This is a genomic window from Streptomyces sp. NPDC018610 (assembly GCF_044391765.1).
In the GTDB taxonomy this organism is placed as follows: Bacteria; Actinomycetota; Actinomycetes; order Streptomycetales; family Streptomycetaceae; genus Streptomyces.
In genome coordinates this window covers 265266-284034 of the sequence record NZ_JBISAL010000007.1, presented here as the reverse complement: position 1 = coordinate 284034, position 18769 = coordinate 265266, and the positions used below count along the sequence as shown (strand labels likewise).

Sequence of the window (18769 nt, the reverse complement as noted above, 5' to 3'; positions counted from 1 at the left end):
TCCCCGCCCGCGGCCCGGAGCGTGTCATGGGCCCGTCTCCCGCCCGGCGGTGCAACCGTGCGGCGTGGCCGGGGCGTCCTCCTGGACGACACGGCACGAACACGCGTGTGGCGAGCACGACGGCGGCGCCGGCCGTCAAGAAGGGCAGGTTCAGGGCATGGGCATCATCAGCTGGATCATCCTGGGACTGTTGGCCGGGGCCATCGCGAAGTTCCTGCTGCCGGGCCGTGACCCGGGCGGCCTCATCGGCACCACGCTCATCGGCATCGCGGGCGCGTTCATCGGCGGCTGGATCTCGGCGCGCTGGCTGGGCCACACGGTCTCCAAGGACTTCTACGACGGCGCCACCTGGGCCGCGGCGATCGGCGGATCCCTCGTGCTGCTGATCGCCTACCGGATCCTGTTCGGCAACTCACGGGACTGAGCGCGCCCGCGGGGCGCGAGCCCCCGGCGACGGGAGAACACCGAGGGCGGGCACCCACCGGGTGCCCGCCCTCGACCATGCCAGGTCCCGCCGGTCCCGCCGGTGGGAAACCGCCGGTTCCTACCGGTAGTTCACGAACTGCAGCGCGAAGTCGAAGTCCTGGCCCTTCAGTAGCGCGATCACGGTCTGCAGGTCGTCCCGGCTCTTGGAGCTGACGCGCAGCTCCTCGCCCTGGACCTGGGCCTTGACGCCCTTGGGGCCCTCGTCGCGGATGAGCTTCGCGACCTTCTTCGCGTTCTCCTGGGAGATGCCCTCCTGGATCGTGGCGAAGATCTTGTACTCCTTGCCGGAGAGCTGCGGCTCACCCGCCTCCAGAGCCTTCAGCGAGATGCCGCGCTTGATCAGCTTGGACTGGAAGACGTCGAGGACTGCGTTCACCCGGTCCTCGGAGTTCGCCTCCATGAGGATCTTGTCACCGGACCACGAGATCGAGGCGCCCACGCCCTTGAAGTCGTAGCGCTGCGAGATCTCCTTGGCGGCCTGGTTGAGGGCGTTGTCGACCTCCTGCCGCTCGACCTTCGAGACGATGTCGAAACTGGAGTCGGCCATGTCCTGTGGCTCCTTGTATCGGGGTGTGTCGGGGTGCGTGTCAGCTGCGTGCCGGCGGGTGGGGGACGACCGCCGAACCGGGCCCACGGGTCCCGGTCCGCATCCGCACCAGCCTAGCCACCCCCCGCCCCGCACGGCGCGGATCAAAGGGGTGGCGGAGCACCCCGGGGCATCGGGTATTGTTTACGTCGTTGCCAGGGAGCACCGCCGAAAGGCGGTTCGAACGGCAGCGACCCCGGCGGTGTGCCCGAGCGGCCAAAGGGAGCAGACTGTAAATCTGCCGGCTCAGCCTTCCCAGGTTCGAATCCTGGCGCCGCCACCAGTCCGAAAGGGCTCGTGACCAGCAGCAATGCTGATCGCGAGCCCTTTCGGCGTTCACCGGCCCTGCGCCGCCGAAATAGGCAGTTCGTCCCGGTGTGTCTCACCCTGATTCGGGTGTTGACCAGTGCGTGTGGGGCAGACGTGGGGCGGCTTCCGGGCCCTCTAGCTGCCGTTCTTCAGTGCCTGCTCGATCCGGGCGTTCGCTGTGGCGGCGGCTCCGTCCAGGCACTTCGCGTAGACCCGGAACAGGACGGCGACACTGTGGCCGGCCCGCGCGGCGACCACTTGCGGCTCCACGCCGGAGCTGAGCCACGTGGATACGGCAGCGTGACGAAGATCATAAGGACGCTTGGCCAGCTGCGACGCCCGTTGAGTAGGAGTAAGGGCGTGCATGCGTGCTTCCGCCCAGACCTCTCCATATCCGGTGTCTTGGATGAGTCCGCCCCGTTGCGTCCGGAATAGCCGACCATCGGTGGCGACGCCGTACGCCGTGACGTGCCACCGCAACAGGCTGACCAGGTCGGGCGGAATCGGCACCGTGCGGACCGCCTTCCGGGGCCGGTGCTTGAGGCCGCGCCGGTCGTGCGCTTCACCGCTGTCGGTCCACGCGGACCCCGACCGGGGACGGGTCTCCCTGAGCCGCAGCGTTCCCCACCCGCGGCGGGGAAGGTCGCAGTCCTCAAGTCGTAGCCCGATGACTTCTGCCGGCCGAGCTGCCGCGTAGTACATGCACCCGAAGAACGCCACTAGGCGGCGCCCCCGGGCGCTCTGCGTACGGACGGCATTGAGCAGGGTGAGAGCCTGCCGGGGGTCCGGGACTGACGCAGGGTCCAGTTCCTCCGCCACCTGCTCCGGGGCCTTCCACTGCACCTGTGGCAGAGGGTTGTCCGACAGTCGGCCGGCGTCGACGGCGTACCCGAGGGCGTTGTGGAAGATAGCGCGCTTCCGGCGGATGGTGGACGCGGACGCCGTGGCGCCGTCCAGCTTCCGTGTCAGGGCGTCGAGGGCGGCGCGGACACGCATGCGGTCGGCCAGTGCGGACGTGGGCAGTGACTTCCGCTCGAACCAGGCCAGCACTTTGGCCACCTCGTCCGGCGGCTCCTCGTCGCGCCGGCTGACGTTGAATGCCCAGCTGTAGAGCGCCGTCCGCACGGTCCTCGGGTCGGCCATGCCCTTCGTGTCCTTGACGAGAGCCGGCGTCACCGTGGCCATGGCTTCCGCGAGAGTCCGGCGCGTCGAGCCGGGGGAGTGCGTCCACTTCATCTCGATGTACTCCCGCGCGTGGCGGTACCAACTCACGTCGTCACGCTGCCGCAACTCGGTGAGCGGCAGGCCGGTCGACTCGTCGAACGGCTCGCCCGCGTGCGCTGCCCGCAGCAGCTCGGCCCGCCGGCCTTCGGCCAGAGTCTTGGTGCGGAACGTCTGCGAGTGCGGGGTCTGGCCCGTCTTCCAGCGCAGTTCCGCAGAAGTCTGTCCCCGGTCCTTCCGCTGCCGGACGGACCAGATGCGAACGTCGTACGTCTTCCCCATGGGGGCCTTCCTGTGAGAGAGGCCCGGCGCGAGCCGGGCCTCTTGGTTCTTGCACAGAGCGTGGCTAGGCGGCGTTCTCTTCCAGCGATGCCCACCAGGCGTCCAGGTCGCTGCGACGACAGCGGATCTGACCGTTTGGAAGCTTGATGAGCTTCGGAGCCTTGCCGCGGGCGCGCAGGCGGTAGAAGGCGGCGCGGCTCATGTCGATCTCTTCGAGGACTTCGGGGAGCTTGAGCATTTTGGGGCGAGCCATCGTTGCTGCTCCTTCGGCTGCTGTCACTTGAGCTGTGCTGTCCGAAGCTGGGATTCCTGCGTCATCGCGTCACCTGCGTCAATCAGGTCTCTGGCCTGCGGGTTTCGGTGACGCAGCCGGGCGGGGGCTGCGTCATCGGTGACACGGGCTCTCGTCACGGGGTGACGCAGGTGACGCGGGATGACGCAGGTTTCGCCGTCTGCGTCACCCCCTGTTGTCGCTGGTCAGAGGCCGTGTGCCGGGCGTGTGGTGACGTAGTGACGCAGGTCTTCCCTTCTTAGGACAAAGGAGGGGGTGGTTTCTGTGGTGGTGCGTCGTCTCTCAGGGCTTGAAGAACGGGCCGCTTCGCGGCGCGACCCGTGCAGGGCGGCTGCCGCCGCCGGAACAGCAAGAGGAGCACCCCTGGCCCGGCGTGCTCCTCTTGCTTGTCCGCCCGCGGCCGGCGGTGGTCAGAAGGCGGGCTGCTGCTCGGGCGGCGTGGGCGGGGCCTGGCGGGTGATCTCGATGTACCGGGCGGCGCTGGTGCGGCCCCAGTCGACCAGTACGCCCCGCGCGGCGAGGGTGGGCTGAATGCGCCGGAGACGGTCGGAGAGGACCTTGCCCGTGGTCGGCCACCCCTTGGGCAGGGGGCGGCATTCCTCGCCGCTGTAGAGGGTGCTGAGGGCGTGCAGCCACTCTGCCGACGTCATCCGCACGTCCTCACCGGGGGCCAGTTCCTCAGCGCGCTTGAGGACCGTCTGCGCCAGCAGGTCGCCTTCGATCACGTCGTCATTGAGGTCGTCCAGGCTGGCCCGGTAGGCCTCCAGCGTCCCGAAGCCGGTGGCCGCGTCGAGCTGCGTGCACAGGTGGGCGAAGTCCGCCATCCGCAGATCGGTCGGCGTCTCGGCCTGCATCGCCCGGACCTTGACGGTCAGGTCGAGCAGGGAGCCGAGGACGAGGGGCAGGATCTCGGCGTACTCCGCCCACAGCTCCGCTTCGGTGCGCCGCACGCGGGGCCGTTCCAGGCGCAGGGTCAGGAGCCGTTCGGCCAGGTCGGGGCGGATGACGCCGACGTCGATGCCGGTGAGCAGCATCGGCCGGCGGTAGCGGGAGCGGACCACGTCGCCGTCGGTGAACAGGGCGCGCTTGATGCTCTCGGCGCCGGTGATGACGCAGCACATCAGGTCGGACAGGTCCGGGGGCAGGTGGGAGAGGTTGTCCAGGGCGGTGATCCATCCGGCGGCCACGGCGGTGATCATGTTCTCCTCGTCCTTGGGGGCCCTGCGCAGGTCGCCGGTCATGCCCTCGATGACCCTGACGAGCATCCGCCCGCCGGTCGACTTGCCCGCTCCCTGCGGGCCGGTCAGGAACGGCGCGGGGACGGGCACGGAGGGTTCGAGGCAGCCGATGAGCCAGGCGATGGCCAGGCACTCGGTCCTGGCGTCGGCGAAGTTGCAGAGCCGCATCAGCAGGTCGATGCCCTTGCCGTTGGTGTCCTTGGCCGGCAGGGGCAGTTCGCCGGTGAGCTGGGTGCGCCGCCAGCAGACCTCCTCGGGGTCGGGGACGCGGATGTCCCATCCGGTGGGGTGGATGCGGACGGACTGGCCGTCGTCGCGGCCCAGGTCGAGCCAGGTTGCGCCGTCGAAGCCGGGGGCGACGCGGATGTGGGTGGGCTGTACGGGCTGGCTGAGGGCGAGTGCTTCGATCAAGTCCAGCGCCTCCTTGAGGGCGGTTCCGTTGAAGACGCCGACCCCGTCACGGAAGAGGCCGACCATGAGTTCTTGGCGGTGGCTCCCGCTGGTGCCCTGGGAGCGGATGGGGCGGGCCACGGGGTGGCCGGTGCGCTGCGCGTACACGGTCCCGTCGACGGTCCGGAAGTACCGGAAGTGGGACTGCGCGTAGTCGGTGATGACCTGCCGCGCCGGGGTCTTGTCGTCCTCGGACACGGCGCTCACATCCCCAGCGCCGCACGGGCGTTCGCCCACGCCTCGACGCAGTGCCGCGCCGTCTCGCCCTTGGCCTGCGCGGCAGCGAACAGCCGGGCGACGTGGGTGTCGTTGAGGCAGCCGCACCGGCCGTGCGTGGACAGCACCGCGAGGAAGGTGCGGTACACGGTCGCGTGGACCGCGCTGGACGCCGCGGTGATGCGCTGCTCCGCCATGGCGATCCCACGGGCAAGGTAGGCGGGGGTGCGGTGCGGGCACTGTCCGCCCCCGGGCTGTGCGGGCACAGCGACGGGATGCGGCGCCGGGCGGGCCGGGGCGGGCGTCTTCACGGCCAGGGCGCGGACGGTGTCGGGCAGGGTGGTCATGGTGCCGGTGCCGGGGCCGAGATAGCGGGCGTAGGCCATGGTGGACTTGATGTCCACGCCGGGCCGTACGCCGTTCGCGGACTGCATGCGGCCGAGGTAGATCCAATGCTCACCGCGGGTCGTGGGCACGGTCTGCGTGGTCGGCAGGTTCTCGCGGGCCCAGTTGACGGCGTCGGCGTCGTCCAGGTCCACGACCGTCAGCCCCGCCCCGCCCGGGTGGTAGGCGACGGCGCTCGCGCGCGTCCACGCGCGCCGCCACACGCCGGAGGCGATGACATCCGGGTCGGTGGTCGCGGCGGCCCAGCCGTGGCAGGGGCCGGGGCACGAGCACGGTCCGGGGGTCTTCATGTTCGGCCGGCCGCCGCAGGCATTGCCCGTGCAGCGGCGGCAGTTGCCGAACGGGACCTTGCCCACCCTCAGCGGCAGGACCGGGAACTGAGACGCAGCCAGGGCGAGCGCGGTGCGCAGGTACTCGCTCATGCCGCCACCTCCAGCACGGGGGCGAGGTGGGCGAGGGCGGCGCGGCCCTGGCGGCAGTACAGGTCGAGTAAGCGCGGCCTGCGGCCGAGCACTCGTCGGATGAGGGTGGTTTGGGTCATGCTGGAGGTCTCCAGTTCTCTTTGGCGGTTCTGGATGACGAGGGCGGCCCCGGTTCTTGGCGGAATAGGGGGCCGCCCTTGGTGCTGTCAGTGGTGGTTGATGGTTCCGTTGGCTCGGCCGAAGAGGCCGGTGGCGGTGATGTTCTGGGTGATCTGCGCGGGGCTGGCCGGGCGGCGTGCGGTGCGCAGGATGAGGGGGACGGCGATGACGCCGGCGGCGATGAGGGCGACGGCGGACCACAGGGCGTGGCTCATGGCGATCAGTCCCGGTGCGGCGTAGGAGAGTCCGACAGAGGCGGCGGCGATGCCGCCCCCGACGGTGGGGGCGAGCAGGGCGATGGTCTTGGCCCACGCCGGGACCGGCTGCGCGACCGGTACGGCCGGCGCGGTCGGGGTGGGGGGTTGGGTGTAGGCGAGGGTGCGGATGCCGCCGGGCAGGGTGACCACCTGAACCCCGGGCGGCAGTTCCTCGGGCAGGATCCGCGGCCCGTCCCAACCCGGGTTGTGGGCGAGCGGTTCGCGGCCGGTTCGGGTGATGGTGGTGATCTCGTACCGGGTCTCGGGGTGCACAACGGATTCCCTTCGATTCGGCGGGCAGCACTCGTGTGGTGCGGGTGCTGCCCGGCCTCGTCTTGTCGTGTCGCTTGTCGTCTGGCTTGTCGTGCGGCTTGTCGCTTGTCTTGTCTTGTCGCTTGTCGCCTTGCAGGTCACAAGCCGTTTCCGGGCCTCACAGAGCCGCCCAGGGCCTTTCTCGCGGGATGGGTGACAAGCGACAAGCGCTCAGTCCTGCGGGGCGTGCCGGCGGTGGACGTAGCGGGCTTTGGTGCCCTCCCCGACGCGGACGGCGGTCCCGTCCGCTGTCCAGGTCTTGAGCCAGCCGACGACCGTCTGACGGGTCGTGCCGTGTGCGTCGGCGAGCGCGCGGGCGATCGCGGACGCCCCGGTGCCCTCCGGTCCGGCGGCCAGCAGCAGGGCGAGCGCTTCGCGCTGCGCGGGGCTGTCCTGCTCGCCCCGCAGCGCGGACAGGTTCAACCCGCCCGGGGCGGCCGGCGGTGCGTCGTCCGCGTCCGGGCGTGGTTCGGGGGCGGTGGCGAACTGGGCGTCGATCTGCTCCCGGAACTGCCGCAGCATCTCGTCCTCAGCCGCAGCTGGCCCCTGCCCGTCCTGCGGGCTGCTCAGCGCGGACAACCGCAGTCCCGGACCGGACGTCCCAGCGGGGGCGGTGGCGTTGTCCGTGTCGGGGGTGTGGTCGCGCATCCATGCGGTGCGGTCGGCATCCCAGCGGCGGGTGTAGGCGGGGCCGGCGGCTTTGGCGGACACGTCGTCCAGGGCTGGGTGCCGGTCGGAGGTGGCGGCGATGATGTCCCGGATCTGGTTCGGCAGGATCCGCCACGCCTTGAACAGCGCGGCCGGTGACTCGGGGGTGGCCATGAACCCGGCCCCCTTGAAGGGGGCCTGGTCGACGCGCAGTCCGCGGCTGCCGGGGAACATCTTCGACAGGTCCATGCCCTCGGTTTCGCCCCCGGTGAGGGCGACGCGCACCTTGGCTTCCCGCCGGATCATCAGGTTGCCCAGCACGCTGCCGGTGGCCCCGAGCGCGGTGAGGACGGTGCGCACGCCCATGGCGCGGGCGATCCGGATCACCTCAAGGATCTTCTCCCCGAGCTTGCGCACATTCCGGTCGGTGCTGGCCAGGATCTCCGCGCCCTCGTCCACCACCAGCATGATCTGAGGAATGCGCGGGCTGACCGGCAGGAGATCGGTGTTTCGCTCGGCGAGCAGCGCTTGGTAGGTCATCTTGCGCTGCTTGGCCACCTTGACCGCGGTGTCGAGCATGGTCATGGCTTCGTCGTAGGTGCCGGCGAGCCAGTCGATGCCGGGCCGCACCGGCTGCCCGTCGCCCCGCTTGATCTCCCCGTTCAGCGCGGGCAGTACCCAGGGCAGACCAGCGCTGCCGGCGTTGAGGTCGATCACCCACGTCAGCACGTCCTCGGCGCGGGCGAACCCGGCCAGGATCGCGTGCACCATGTTCGTCTTGCCCGACCCGGTCGGCCCGACCACCAGCGCGCACTGCTCGCGCAGGTAGGCGAGGATCTGTTCGGCGTTGGTCCGGTAGCCCCACGGGATGCCGGTCAGGACGGACAGCGGCCCGTAGTCGGTGGGGTAGGTGCGTTCCTCGGCGAGCACGTTCGACGTGGTCACGTCGATGATGACGCGGCCCTGGTGGATGCCGGGGGAGGCGGTGGCGGTGCAGCCGTGCGGCAGCCGGGCGTCCGCCGACAGCCGCGCCGACTCGGCAGCAATCTTGCTCCACGTCGCGCCGCCGGGCGGGAGTTCGGCGTCGATGGAGAACCCGGCCCCGGTCGCCCACATCTCCACCCCCACCACCCGCACCGTGATCGAGCAGACGCGCTGGATGCGGTCCACCCATTCCGCGGCGATGGCCCGGCGTTCGGCGGACAGCTCCCGCGCGATCTGCCGCTCTTCGGCGGCGATGGTCTCCTCTTCCCGTGCCTCTTCGTAGAGGGCGGTGGAGCGGGCGGCGGTGCCGATGCCGACGCCGATGGTGGCGAGCGAGCCGAGCGCCACCCACGTCAACGGGCCGTGGGCCATGGCCCACGTGGTCCACCCGGCTCCGACGAGCCAGGACGCGGCGCGGGTGGCGAGGGTGCGGCCGGCGTTGCGCACGCGCAGTCCGGCGATGGTGTGGCCGAGGGCTCCGGCGGCGCCGACGGCCAGTGCCCAGCCGGGGGGCATGCCGGTGGCGGCCCCGGTGGTGGCGACGGCGAAGGCTCCGGTGGTGGCGGACAGGGCGCCGGTCACGGGTCCGTGACCGGCGCTCCAGTCCAGCACCGGGCCACTGTGCTGCTCGGTGGTGGTGGCCATGGTCAGACGTTCCAGCCCTTCTCGGCCTCGGTGCCGTTGCGGGGGTCCTCGTGGCGGGCGATGTCCTGTTCGTGGGCCTGCCGGAACAGCGGCCCCATGTCCTCGGCGACCGCGACGGCGGACATGAGCGCGCCGAAGATGTCGTTGAAGCCGTCCGCGACCTCCTTCTCCAGCGGGAACTCGCTGTCGGAGCGCTCGGCGAGGATCTTCATCACGTTCGCCACGCTGGTCAGCGCGGCGGGCAGTCCCTCGACCATGGCCAGGATCTCCATGGCGTTCTCGGGGTCGTACTGGGTGGCGGCCTGCTCCATCTCGGCCGCGACCTCTTCGAACCGGAAACCGGACACGTGCTCTCCTTCACTCACCTCGGATGTGGCGGGGACTTGCGATGCGGGCCGCTCGACGCCGTCCGCGATGCCCTCGGTGCCGTCGGCGGCGGCTTCGGCGTCCGCGGCGGCTTCCTGCTCCGCCAGGCCCTCACGGATCGCCGCATCGCGGGCGGCGCGCTGCTCGCCCGCGATACCGGCCAGGCGGCGGTAGAGGCGGCGGCCGGGGTGCATCAGCCAGCCGACGCCGAGCTTGCGCCCGAGCGGCGTGGTGATCAGCCCCAGCAGGCCGACGGGCAGGGCGAGCAGGGCGGCCAGCAGCCGCCGGCCGTGGAAGCGGGCCGCGGACCGGCGCAAGGCCTGCCGGGCGGCCCTGCGGGCGGGAGCCTTGCGGACCGTGGCGCGCTGAGCGGCCACCGTGCCGCCGGTCTTCGCATCGCGCTTGGCACGCTGCTTGGCGACCGCGGCGTCCCGGGCGGCGCGGGCCTTGCGGACCGCACCACCCAGCAGACGACCAGCCGCGCCCCCGGGCTTGCCGGGCCGGTTGGTGCCGGCGGCAGCTTTGGCGTTGCGGCGCGCGTCGGCGACCGCCCGACGCGCGGCCGTGGTCTGCGCCCGCCGGTCAGCCCGCGACCCGCCCCCCGCCGCCTGCTGCGCCCGCAGGGCCTTGATCTGACCGGCCCGGCTGGCGGCCTTGCCCAAACCGCCCGACAGGTGCTTGGACAGGCCCGGAGCAGCCTTGCCGCCGGTCTTCGGGCCGTTGGTGGTGTTGTTGTGGCGGGCGGTCGGTCCGGTGGAGCGGCGGTGCTGGCTCGGGACACCGCCTGAACGGCTTCCCGATGTGCCACGGCCTGAGCCACCGGAGCGCTTGCCGTGCGAGCCGGACGACCGGCCGCCCGCGGCCCGGCTCCCGGCTCCTCCGGTGCTGCTGTGGCGCAGCCCGGTGTTGCGGGTGGCGGTTCGGCCGGCGGTGCGTGCCGCGTTGCGTCGGGCGTCGCGGCGGGGGTTGGGGGTGCGGGAGCGGGCGGCGGCGACCGTGCCCAGCACGGCGGCGCCGGTCGCGGCGACTATGGCGGCGATGGGTCCGCCGGCCAGGGAGGCGGCGGCGACCATGCCCGCGGTCGTGTTCACCCCGGACAGGGCCAGCGGGACGACCGGCCAGCCGCCGGGCGTGTGGTCCACCTCGTCCGCAGCCGCCGCCGTCGGGGCGGGCGCAGTGTCGGGCGGCGGGGCCGCCGGTGGGGTGGGGGCAGCCTCGACGGCTACCGGCTCAGTGCTGAGTTCCGTCATGCTGTGAGCACTCCTTCGCGGAGTAGGGCCCGGCCGCGGGCTGTGGAAGGTTTGGCGGCCGGGCCTGCTGACAGGGGGTCAGGCAGCGCGCTGTTCCTCGGTGGGGTAGGCGCAGGGGGTGCACATGCCGAGCGAGGCCGGGATGACGTATCCGGCATCGCGCCGGCACTCGGGGCAGGTGCGGCGGGCGGCGTTCGCCCTGGCCAGAACGGCGCGTTTCGCGTCCGTCATCGGCCGCACGGGCTTCGCGGCGTCGATGCGGTAGAGGTAGGCGACCAGCGGGCCGCGGCGCCGCCGCGGGCGTTCGAGCTGGGCGGCCACGTCCTGACCGCCGGGCCGCAGCCCCGCCGCCCGGAGTTGGCGGCGGGTGGCCAGGCCATCAGGGGCGAGATGCCACCGGTAGACCGGGATGCTCGCCATCACTGGCCCGCGATCGCGAGTTCAGCACCACCCGTGGCCGGGTCGCGGTGCTCGGCGTAGCGGGCGGACACCCACCCCACCGACCAGCCGCACAACTCCGCCGCCGCCCGCACCGGCAGACCAGCGCCGAACGCGGCGGCCACGATCGCGCGGGCTTCGTCCTCGGGGAGCTTGCTCGTGGCCGGGCCGCGTTCCAGCAGTGCGGCCCGTTCACGCTCGGCCCGCTCCTCGCGCGCTTGGCGTTCACGGCGCTCGCGCTCGGCCCGCTCACGACGCTCACGCTCGCGCCGTTCGGCGGCTTCCCGCTCGGCCCGTTCACGCTCCCGCTCACGCTGTTCACGCTCGCGTTCACGGCGTTCACGCTCTGCCCGCTCAGCCTGCTCGCGGGCGGCCTGCTGCTCGCGTTCCTCGCGGCGGCGCCGCTCGTCCCGCTCGGCCTGCTCGCGGACGAGACGGGCTTCGTGCTCACGCTGTTCACGCGCCAGCGCTGCGGCGTGCTCGCGTTCCTCCCGAGCCAACCGCACCGCTTCCTCGCGCCGCTCGGCGGCGGCCCGCTCCCGCTGCTCCCGCTCGGCGCGCTGCCGTTCCTCCAGCGCCGCCACGGCGCGGGTGATGGCGCGCCGGTAGGCGAGGCCGGTCTCCGCGGTGACGATCAGCAGCAGCGGCGCGACCGCGTGCACGGCCACCCCGACCAGATCATGGGCCAGGGCGGAGTCCGCGACGTTGAGCGCGAGGGTCATGCAGCCGGTCATCCACCGCAGCGCGATGGGCCACCGGCCGCCGTTGCCCCCCAGCCGGGCCAGGACGGCGTCCAGGCGGACCACGATGACCACCGCGGCATCCACCACCAGGGGCAGAATCGGGGCGGTCCAGTCCCACTCGTCCGGCGTGTGCGCCGCAGCGAGCGGGGTGACGGTCAGGATCGAATAGAGCATCGCGCCGGCCACGATCAGCCACGTCCCGGCGGACAGGGCGCGCTCTGCTGAACGGACGTGAGCGGCGTTCACCGGCCCGCCCCCGTCCGTGAACGCACCGTGAGCGCGGCGACCAGCATGACCGCAGAGGCCGGTTCATCGAACGTCTCGGTGTGCTCAGTCCAGGCCCACGCGGCACCCGGCACCGGCTCGAACCCGAGCCCGCTGAGCGCGTCCGCGCGCTCCGTGAACGTCGGCACCGGCAGCGCCCGACCGAAGTCGTGCTCGGGCCACGGCTCGATCGTGTCGAGCAGCGCCACGTACAGACGCCACCGGCCGGCGCGCACGGACATCTGCGCCGTGAACTCCCGCGCCTTCTCGCGCTCGCTCACGCCGCACCGCCCGGCACGCTCACGCCGGCGGCGGCGCGGTTGAGCAGCGCGACCCGCGCGGCCAGCGCCCGGCGGCGGGCGCGGCGGATCCGGCGGGCGTCCAGCTCGCTCGGCATGCGGTCCATGACCGCGATCTGCGCGTCGAGCAGATCGACGTCCGCCAGAATGACGGGCATCTCCGCCTCGATCGCGTCCAGCTCCGCATCCGTCGGCTCCATGAAGTCGGCGAACGCGGTAACAACGTCCTGAACAGTGACGATGGGTCCCATTGGGTTGTTCCTCTCGTACAGGAACGGCCCGAACAGCGGCCCCGGTGTTCGAGCACCGGGGCCGCACGCCGTTGAAGTCGGAACATCCGGCTCCCCTCACCGCTGCTCGTACGAGACGAGCAGCGGAGGCAACCGGCCGCAGCGACGCTGCGGAGATTGAGTCGCGCTGTACCTCACACGGGAGACCCCCGTGTGGCCGCCTACTTGGCCGAGGAGAGGCGGCGTGATCCCCATGCAGTTGTCAAAGAACCGGCGCTGCCTTCGTACTGACCCCTGCGGGCGTTCCTCTGGGCGCACTGAGTGCACGTCAGGAGCACGACTCAGTCGCGCAGTTGGGATTGTTCCAACAACTGACGGGTCATGAGTTTGCACGGCTCGCTTGGGCTGCGCAAGGGAATCCGCGTATGTTGTTGGAACAAGACCGTCAAAGCTTGGGAGGGTTGACGTGGGCGAGCAGACGCCGCGGTACCACCGCATCGCTGATGAGCTGCGGCATCTCATCGACACAGGAGAGCTGGAGCCCGGCCAGCAACTCCCAACTGAACATCGCCTCATGGAGCAGTACTCGGCGAGTCGTAACACGATCAGGTTGGCTCTTCGTCGGCTGACCGAGGAAGGTCTGGTGGTCGCCGGGCAGGGACGCGGCAGCTTCGTCAGGAAGAGCCGGCCGGCGGAAGTCTGGGACTGGTCCCTCTTGGAGTCTCGCTCGCGCCACAATGCGGCCCACAGCGAGGGGGACCAGTGGTCGACGGTGGTGGAGGAGAGTGGCCGAAAGCCACGACAAGAGGTCACGGTGTCGATCAGGCGTCCGCCTGCCGAAGTGGCCGAGCAGCTGGGACTTGATCCCGACACCGCCCTCACTGTCGTCCGCGAACGGGTTAGGTACGTGGACCAGGAGCCTTACGCCCTTGCGGACTCGTACTTTCCCGAAGAGCTGGTCAGGGGAACTGCGCTGATGCTCCCGGAGGACGTATCGGCTCCGGGCGGCGTGCTGGCCAGTAGCGGACTGATCCAGACGCACTACCGCGACGAAATCACGGTACGGATGCCTACCCGCCCGGAATCCGAGCGGCTGGACCTGCCCGCCGGCACCCCAGTAGCAGTCCACCGTCGCACGGGCTACGACCAGGATGGCCGTGCACTGCGAGTCATGATCAGTGTCTTGCCGGGAGACCGGCACATCATCCGCTATGAGGTATCCGCAGAGTGAACGTGTTCACCCCAAGGCAACTAGACGGTCTGGCAACCGAGCCGACCTCGCCGAGGCAGGTTTGGTACGCGGCCTTTGGCTCCAACATGCATCTCGCGCGTCTGACCTATTACCTACTCGGGGGTAAGCCCCCTAACGGGCGGCGCACCTACCCGGGGTGCCGGGACGGAAGCCCGCCTGAACGGATGGAACCGGTTTTGCTCCCCGGCGAGCTCTACTTCGCGCTGGAGTCGCAGGCCTGGACGGGCGGCATGGGCTTCTACGATCCGAACGTAGGCGACCAGATGGCTGCGCGTGCCTACCTGGTCACAGCAGAGCAGTTCTCGGACATCGCCGCCCAAGAGATGTATAGAGAGCCTGGAGTGAAGCTGGACCTATCGAAGGTGCTTGCGACGGGCCGAGCGGAGATGGGTCCAGGGCGCTACGAGACTCTGGTGTGCCCCGGTTACTTGGATGGGCATCCAGTCCTGACCTTCACCGCACCCTGGGAGATCGGCGAAGTCGAACTGAAGCCCCCTTCTGCCAACTATCTGCGGCACCTCGGCTCCGGGTTGGCTGAGGCTCACGGTTGGCCGGTCGAGCGAATCGCTGATTACCTGGCTACGCGCCCAGGTGCCGTTGGCCATTGGACGCCGGATAGCGTTGCTGATCTACTCGGGCCGTACGGTGTGGGGGAATCTGCCTAAACAGTGTGAGAGCCGCGGGGGCTCCCACCCCGTCCACCGTCGACCCAGGCAGAGCCGAGCAGACGCGCCCAGGAGCGTCAAGGTCGTTCGTACAGTGGCGCGCTCCACCTTGACACCCCTAAACCATGCCCACTCCACGGTATGTGGGTCGGCGGCGGACGGGATGGGAGCTGGGGTGAGTGGTGGGTGAGGGGGGAAGTAGGCGCGAGCCCACGCAGCGAAGCTCCGGTCTGAGCTGGAGGGCAGATCAGCTCCCGCGCTGACCTCACGAAGAGGGGGCCGGCTCCTCCTGCAGCAGCGTCAACAAGCGCTGGCCAAGGCCAGACAGTGCGTACGGCCGGTAGGTTCCCCCGTAAATCATGCCGTGAAGCGCGCTTTCGACCAGTCCCAGCGAAAGGAGCCTTTGAAGGATCGCATGGCCACCTAGTTTCAGACCCGGGTCGATCTTGCACACATCCTGCAACAACATGCCGTACTTCACGTTGTCCAAGGGGCGCTCAGGAGGCTCAGGCAGGGGTCTCGCTGAGGAGATGACGTGCATGAACCTGATATGTGGAGGATCTATCTCCTTGATGGCCGTTTGCAGCAGTTCCCACACATCTAGTCGCGCTGGCGCCGGGTCCGCTACTGCCGATGCCAGCGCACGGGCGAGCGCGCGCCGCTTTTGAGTGAGTGAGATGTCCTGGGCGGCGGCCACTACTCTTCCCGCGAACTCGAGTAGTCGTTCATCTGCAAGGAGCCGTTCTTGCAACTCGCTTGCCTCGATACCCAACACGCGGGTGACCTCATGCACCAACTGAGCAGTTCGGTCTGCACGGTATGACGTGATCCGGTCTACGATCAGGTCAAAGCTCGTAGCCAAGGCCGGGCCAGCTGCGGCGCCGAGGAGCGCCCCTTCAGGGCCACCGACCACAGCCCCAGCTGTTGTGCCAGCCACGGCAGCAGCTACCTGCTTCAAGCCGCTGACAATCTGACCTTCTGTCCGCTTGTTCACAACACCGACTGTATGCACTTGAGTGGCGGCACGTTTCCTGTTTTTGCTTGCCCATCTCGCGCGAGGACGTCCAGTGACAAGCGACTGCTACACCTCGCGCCCGAGCATTGACCGCCGAAGGAGTACAGGCCAGCAGACTCCCCGCGTAGCGGAGCGGTATCGTGCCCTGGTATGGCCGAGGACAATGAGCAGCGTACGTTCATGGCGATCACCTGCACAGACCGCTCGCAGCATCGACGGATTCGGTTGACGACGGCGCGACTGCACCTGAGCGACCGGGGCATGAACTACGCGCTTGAGCACTTCGCTCCCCCCATGGCCGATGCCGAACCGGAGACGCTGGTTGGACGCGAGTCCTACACCTTCGTCTGCCCCCGTTGCGGCCGCACTCCACAGATCAAGTTCGACAAGTGGTGGAAGCTCCTGGAGGAGCTTGCCGAGGCAGGCCGTGACGAGTTTGACATCTCGCTGCTACCTTGAGTGAGTCACGGAAATATGTGGCCCCTGTGCGAGGACGGGGTGACCTTCCAGTCGGTTGCAGCATGGCCGGCGTTCGCGAAAGCCCGCTCATCCGGTGGGTAGCTTCGAGCTGCCTACGGAGAGTACATGCAGGGCTTCCTCTATGACCTCTTGATCAACGCGGTAGGTTCCCTCATAACAAGTGGCTCGCTGCTCGCGGGTCGACGACTGTGGAGTGCCTGGCAGACGGGTCGCCGTCAGCAGAGTGGGGGAGGTTCCACAGACCAGGAGTCGTGATCAATCGAGTAGCGCGCTCTGGGGTTCCAGCGCACAAGGGGAGCGCACGCCACGTGAGTAGGGTCGTCGCGCGAACCACTCGCCTGCTGAAGCAGCGGATGATCTACCGACTTTGCCGCTCTCAGTGACGGCAATCCTGACGGCAACGACGGCGGACGATAGCGGCACTCGGCAACCAGGAACGGAGGCATCAAGGTGCCTCCGGATCGCCTCCTCAAGGCCTGCTCGCATCTTCTAAAGCGCCTGGCCGCACGACGTAGCTGGTCAGCATGCGCGCGTTGGGCATCAAGGGATGTGGGGCGAGTACGGGGCAGCTGCCGCGCGTTAGCGAAAACGTGCAGCTCAGAGGAAGTGGCCTGCGCGGTCTGTAAATCTGCCGGCTTCGCCTTCCCAGGTTCGAATCCTGGCGCCGCCACACTGGGGAAAGCCCCCTCCGAACTGCGCGAGCAGAGCGGAGGGGGTTTCTTCGTTGCGGGCCGCTTCGACAGCCGCTCGCTTCACTGCTCAGCACCGAGTGACGTCCGTCACCGCCCGCCACCCGAACCCCCCTTCGATCGGCTCACGCTCCCAGGTGTCCGGTACGAGGCCGCGACCGTTTGGGTGCGTAGCGAAGATCACACAGCGGCCGCAGGAAGTGAGCGGGGGCTGGTACCGCCGGAACCGTCCTCGAGTCCGGCTGGACCTGGTGGGGAGTGGTCCTCGGCAAGCTGTGCGGCCACCGGCCACCGGCCACCGGCCACCGGCCACCGGCCACCGGCCGCCGACCACCGGCCCGCGGCGGGGCGGCTGAGAGGATCCGGGCATGAGCGTTCCCGAACCCTCTCCCTCCCGTCCGGCCTCCCCGCAGCGCCCGCCCGCGCCTTCCCGCCCGGGGCAGGCCACGACGACGCTGTGGCGGCCCACCGGGCCCGTGGAGCTGGAGCTCGTTCGGGAGTCGAAGTGGCGCGCCTGGCCGCCGCGACTGCTCGAGCAGCCGATCTTCTACCCGGTCCTCGACGAGGACTACGCGGTCAGGATCGCCCGGGACTGGAACGTGAGGCACGACGGCGCCGGCTTCGTGACCCGGTTCGAGGTCGATACGGAGTTCCTGCGCCGCTACCCGGTCCAGCAGGCGGGCGGGCGGACCATCCTCGAACTGTGGGTGCCGGCCGGGGAACTCGACGAGTTCAACGCGCACATCGTCGGGACCATCGAGGTGGTGCACGAGTTCCGCTGAGGGCCCGATGTCAGTGCCCCGGTGCACACTTGGCCCATGTCCTCGCGCCGCAGAACCTGCCCCGTGTGCCGTCGTGAGATCGCCGTCGTCGCCGGGCGGTTCGCGCGACACGATCCGCCCGGCGCCCGGGAGAGCGGCGAGCTGACGTCCTGTCCGGGCTCCCGCAGCCCGGCACAACTCGGCGCCGTACAGCCGTCGCTGGACGGGTACGCCGTCCCCGAGTTCCCCGGGCAGCTCGCGCTGTTCTAGGGCGTGTTTCGAAAGTCCCGCCTGTCCCGCGACGCCTGGCACGCGCGCTCGCCGCGTTGTCGGGATCGTCCACGTACGCCCAGTACGAGGACGACCCTCCGCCTTGCGATCACACGCACCAGACGCCGCGGGGGCCGCCCTTCGGGCGGCCAGCGCCACTTTCGAAACACGCCCTAGTGCCGCGGCACCGTCCGACGCCTGCCCGGCCGCCGCCGGCCGCGCCCGTCGGCGCGCAAGTTCAGTTGCCCGCCACCGACTTCACCGCCACCGACACCGGGGTGGAGCCGGACACCAGTTCCAGCGTCAGGCCGGCCGTCGCCGGGGTGTCCACCAGTTCGGCGAGGACGGTGGCCACGTCGTCGCGGGGGACCGGGCCCCGGCCGGTGTGCGCCTCCAGCCGGACCTGGCCGGTGCCGGGCTCGTCCGTCAGGGCGCCGGGCCGCAGAATCGTCCAGTCCAGGGCCTCCAGGCCGCGCACGTGGTCGTCCGCCTCGCCCTTGGCCCGCAGATAGACGTCGAAGACCTCGTCGCCCTCGTGCCGCGCGTCCGCGCCCATCGCCGACACCACCACATGACGCCGCACGCCCGCCCGGACCGCGGCGTCCGCGAACAGCACCGCCGCGCCCTTGTCCACCGTGTCCTTGCGGGCCGCGCCGCTGCCCGGCCCCGCGCCCGCCGCGAAGACCGCCGCGTCCGCGCCCCGCAGCCGCTCCGCGACCTCCTCGACCGAGGTCGACTCCAGGTCCAGCACGATCGGTTCGGCGCCGGCCGCGCGCAGATCCTCGGCCTGTTCGGCGCGGCGGATGATCCCCGCCGCCTCGTCCCCGCGCGCGGCGAGCAGCCGCTCCAGCCGCAGCGCGATCTGACCATGGCCCCCAGCGATGACAATGCGCATGTCTTTGACCGTACGCCCGGACAGCCGCATCCGCCGCACGACTTCGGCGTCACCGCGGGCGCGCGTCCTCCCGCGCGCTCCGCGCGGTGCTCGGCGCGCCGGAGCGCGCGCTCCAGCCCCGCGCCCCGCCGGGCGCGCCCCCCCCCGCGTTTCCGGGCAGCCCCGCCCACGGGCCCCGCCCCCGAGCCGGATCACCGTGGCCGCCCCCGAGGCGCACCGGGCGCCGACGGCTCGGCGCCC

General features: G+C 70.5%; 21 protein-coding genes and 1 tRNA gene. 7 read left to right on the top strand and 15 right to left on the bottom strand.

The window, feature by feature from the left end; translation table 11 throughout:
* Positions 1–157: 157 nt before the first annotated feature.
* Positions 158–424 (top strand): GlsB/YeaQ/YmgE family stress response membrane protein, encoded by a 267-nt coding sequence (locus ACH5A8_RS19910; protein ID WP_399003631.1) that lies wholly within the window; start codon positions 158–160, stop codon positions 422–424.
* Positions 425–544: 120 nt separating this feature from the next.
* Here ACH5A8_RS19910 and ACH5A8_RS19905 read toward each other — a convergent pair whose 3' ends face one another.
* The gene (locus ACH5A8_RS19905) at positions 545–1033 is read right to left on the bottom strand and encodes a YajQ family cyclic di-GMP-binding protein (RefSeq protein ID WP_399003629.1); all 489 of its coding nucleotides are present in this window, start codon (positions 1031–1033) and stop codon (positions 545–547) included.
* A gap of 237 nt (positions 1034–1270) precedes the next feature.
* Between ACH5A8_RS19905 and ACH5A8_RS19900 the strand changes: the two genes are divergently transcribed.
* A tRNA-Tyr gene (locus ACH5A8_RS19900) sits at positions 1271–1355 on the top strand.
* Between the two features lie 161 nt (positions 1356–1516).
* Here ACH5A8_RS19900 and ACH5A8_RS19895 read toward each other — a convergent pair.
* From ACH5A8_RS19895 to ACH5A8_RS19840, 12 genes are all read right to left on the bottom strand, one after another.
* A complete protein-coding gene (locus tag ACH5A8_RS19895; protein ID WP_399003627.1) occupies positions 1517–2884 on the bottom strand; it encodes a tyrosine-type recombinase/integrase in 1368 nt (455 codons plus the stop codon).
* Between the two features lie 64 nt (positions 2885–2948).
* Positions 2949–3137 carry a helix-turn-helix transcriptional regulator gene (locus tag ACH5A8_RS19890; RefSeq protein WP_399003625.1) on the bottom strand — a complete coding sequence of 63 codons (189 nt, stop codon included), beginning with the start codon at positions 3135–3137 and terminating at the stop codon, positions 2949–2951.
* Positions 3138–3586: 449 nt separating this feature from the next.
* Entirely contained in the window at positions 3587–5062 is a 1476-nt protein-coding gene (locus ACH5A8_RS19885) for an ATP-binding protein (protein ID WP_399003623.1), read from the bottom strand.
* Between the two features lie 5 nt (positions 5063–5067).
* Positions 5068–5907 (bottom strand): bifunctional DNA primase/polymerase, encoded by an 840-nt coding sequence (locus ACH5A8_RS19880; protein WP_399003621.1) that lies wholly within the window; start codon positions 5905–5907, stop codon positions 5068–5070.
* Positions 5904–6026, bottom strand: coding sequence for a hypothetical protein (locus tag ACH5A8_RS19875; protein WP_399003619.1), 123 nt, complete (start codon positions 6024–6026; stop codon positions 5904–5906). The genes ACH5A8_RS19880 and ACH5A8_RS19875 overlap by 4 nt, the downstream gene beginning before the upstream one ends.
* An 87-nt stretch (positions 6027–6113) precedes the next feature.
* Positions 6114–6596 carry a hypothetical protein gene (locus tag ACH5A8_RS19870; protein WP_399003617.1) on the bottom strand — a complete coding sequence of 161 codons (483 nt, stop codon included), beginning with the start codon at positions 6594–6596 and terminating at the stop codon, positions 6114–6116.
* Positions 6597–6806: 210 nt separating this feature from the next.
* Positions 6807–8912, bottom strand: a complete 2106-nt coding sequence (locus tag ACH5A8_RS19865; RefSeq protein ID WP_399003615.1) for a hypothetical protein — start codon at positions 8910–8912, stop codon at positions 6807–6809.
* 2 nt (positions 8913–8914) lie between these two features.
* Positions 8915–10528 (bottom strand): hypothetical protein, encoded by a 1614-nt coding sequence (locus tag ACH5A8_RS19860; RefSeq protein WP_399003613.1) that lies wholly within the window; start codon positions 10526–10528, stop codon positions 8915–8917.
* A gap of 78 nt (positions 10529–10606) precedes the next feature.
* On the bottom strand, positions 10607–10948 hold the full coding sequence (locus tag ACH5A8_RS19855) for an RRQRL motif-containing zinc-binding protein (protein ID WP_399003611.1): 342 nt from the start codon (positions 10946–10948) through the stop codon (positions 10607–10609).
* Positions 10948–11955, bottom strand: a complete 1008-nt coding sequence (locus ACH5A8_RS19850) for a DUF2637 domain-containing protein (protein WP_399003609.1) — start codon at positions 11953–11955, stop codon at positions 10948–10950. The genes ACH5A8_RS19855 and ACH5A8_RS19850 overlap by 1 nt, the downstream gene beginning before the upstream one ends.
* On the bottom strand, positions 11952–12254 hold the full coding sequence (locus tag ACH5A8_RS19845; RefSeq protein WP_399003608.1) for a DUF6303 family protein: 303 nt from the start codon (positions 12252–12254) through the stop codon (positions 11952–11954). Before ACH5A8_RS19845 ends, ACH5A8_RS19850 begins: the two co-directional genes overlap by 4 nt.
* Positions 12251–12523: a DUF6284 family protein gene (locus ACH5A8_RS19840; protein ID WP_399003606.1), complete on the bottom strand. Its 273-nt coding sequence runs from the start codon at positions 12521–12523 to the stop codon at positions 12251–12253. The genes ACH5A8_RS19845 and ACH5A8_RS19840 overlap by 4 nt, the downstream gene beginning before the upstream one ends.
* Positions 12524–12968: 445 nt before the next feature.
* On the opposite strand from ACH5A8_RS19840, the gene ACH5A8_RS19835 reads away from it, so the two are divergent.
* Both ACH5A8_RS19835 and ACH5A8_RS19830 read left to right on the top strand, forming a co-directional pair.
* Positions 12969–13733 carry a GntR family transcriptional regulator gene (locus ACH5A8_RS19835; RefSeq protein ID WP_399003604.1) on the top strand — a complete coding sequence of 255 codons (765 nt, stop codon included), beginning with the start codon at positions 12969–12971 and terminating at the stop codon, positions 13731–13733.
* 2 nt (positions 13734–13735) lie between these two features.
* Positions 13736–14419 (top strand): histone deacetylase, encoded by a 684-nt coding sequence (locus tag ACH5A8_RS19830; protein WP_399003958.1) that lies wholly within the window; start codon positions 13736–13738, stop codon positions 14417–14419.
* Between the two features lie 265 nt (positions 14420–14684).
* Here the strand turns inward: ACH5A8_RS19830 and ACH5A8_RS19825 are convergent, their stop codons facing one another.
* The gene (locus tag ACH5A8_RS19825) at positions 14685–15413 is read right to left on the bottom strand and encodes a hypothetical protein (protein WP_399003602.1); all 729 of its coding nucleotides are present in this window, start codon (positions 15411–15413) and stop codon (positions 14685–14687) included.
* Positions 15414–15584: 171 nt separating this feature from the next.
* On the opposite strand from ACH5A8_RS19825, the gene ACH5A8_RS19820 reads away from it, so the two are divergent.
* From ACH5A8_RS19820 to ACH5A8_RS19810, 3 genes are all read left to right on the top strand, one after another.
* Positions 15585–15893 (top strand): hypothetical protein, encoded by a 309-nt coding sequence (locus ACH5A8_RS19820; protein WP_399003600.1) that lies wholly within the window; start codon positions 15585–15587, stop codon positions 15891–15893.
* A 1078-nt stretch (positions 15894–16971) separates the two neighbouring features.
* Entirely contained in the window at positions 16972–17385 is a 414-nt protein-coding gene (locus ACH5A8_RS19815) for an ADP-ribosylation/crystallin J1 (RefSeq protein WP_399003598.1), read from the top strand.
* Positions 17386–17421: 36 nt separating this feature from the next.
* Positions 17422–17634, top strand: coding sequence for a hypothetical protein (locus ACH5A8_RS19810; protein ID WP_399003597.1), 213 nt, complete (start codon positions 17422–17424; stop codon positions 17632–17634).
* Between the two features lie 238 nt (positions 17635–17872).
* Here ACH5A8_RS19810 and ACH5A8_RS19805 read toward each other — a convergent pair whose 3' ends face one another.
* Positions 17873–18529, bottom strand: a complete 657-nt coding sequence (locus ACH5A8_RS19805; RefSeq protein WP_399003595.1) for an SDR family oxidoreductase — start codon at positions 18527–18529, stop codon at positions 17873–17875.
* Positions 18530–18769 lie beyond the last annotated feature (240 nt).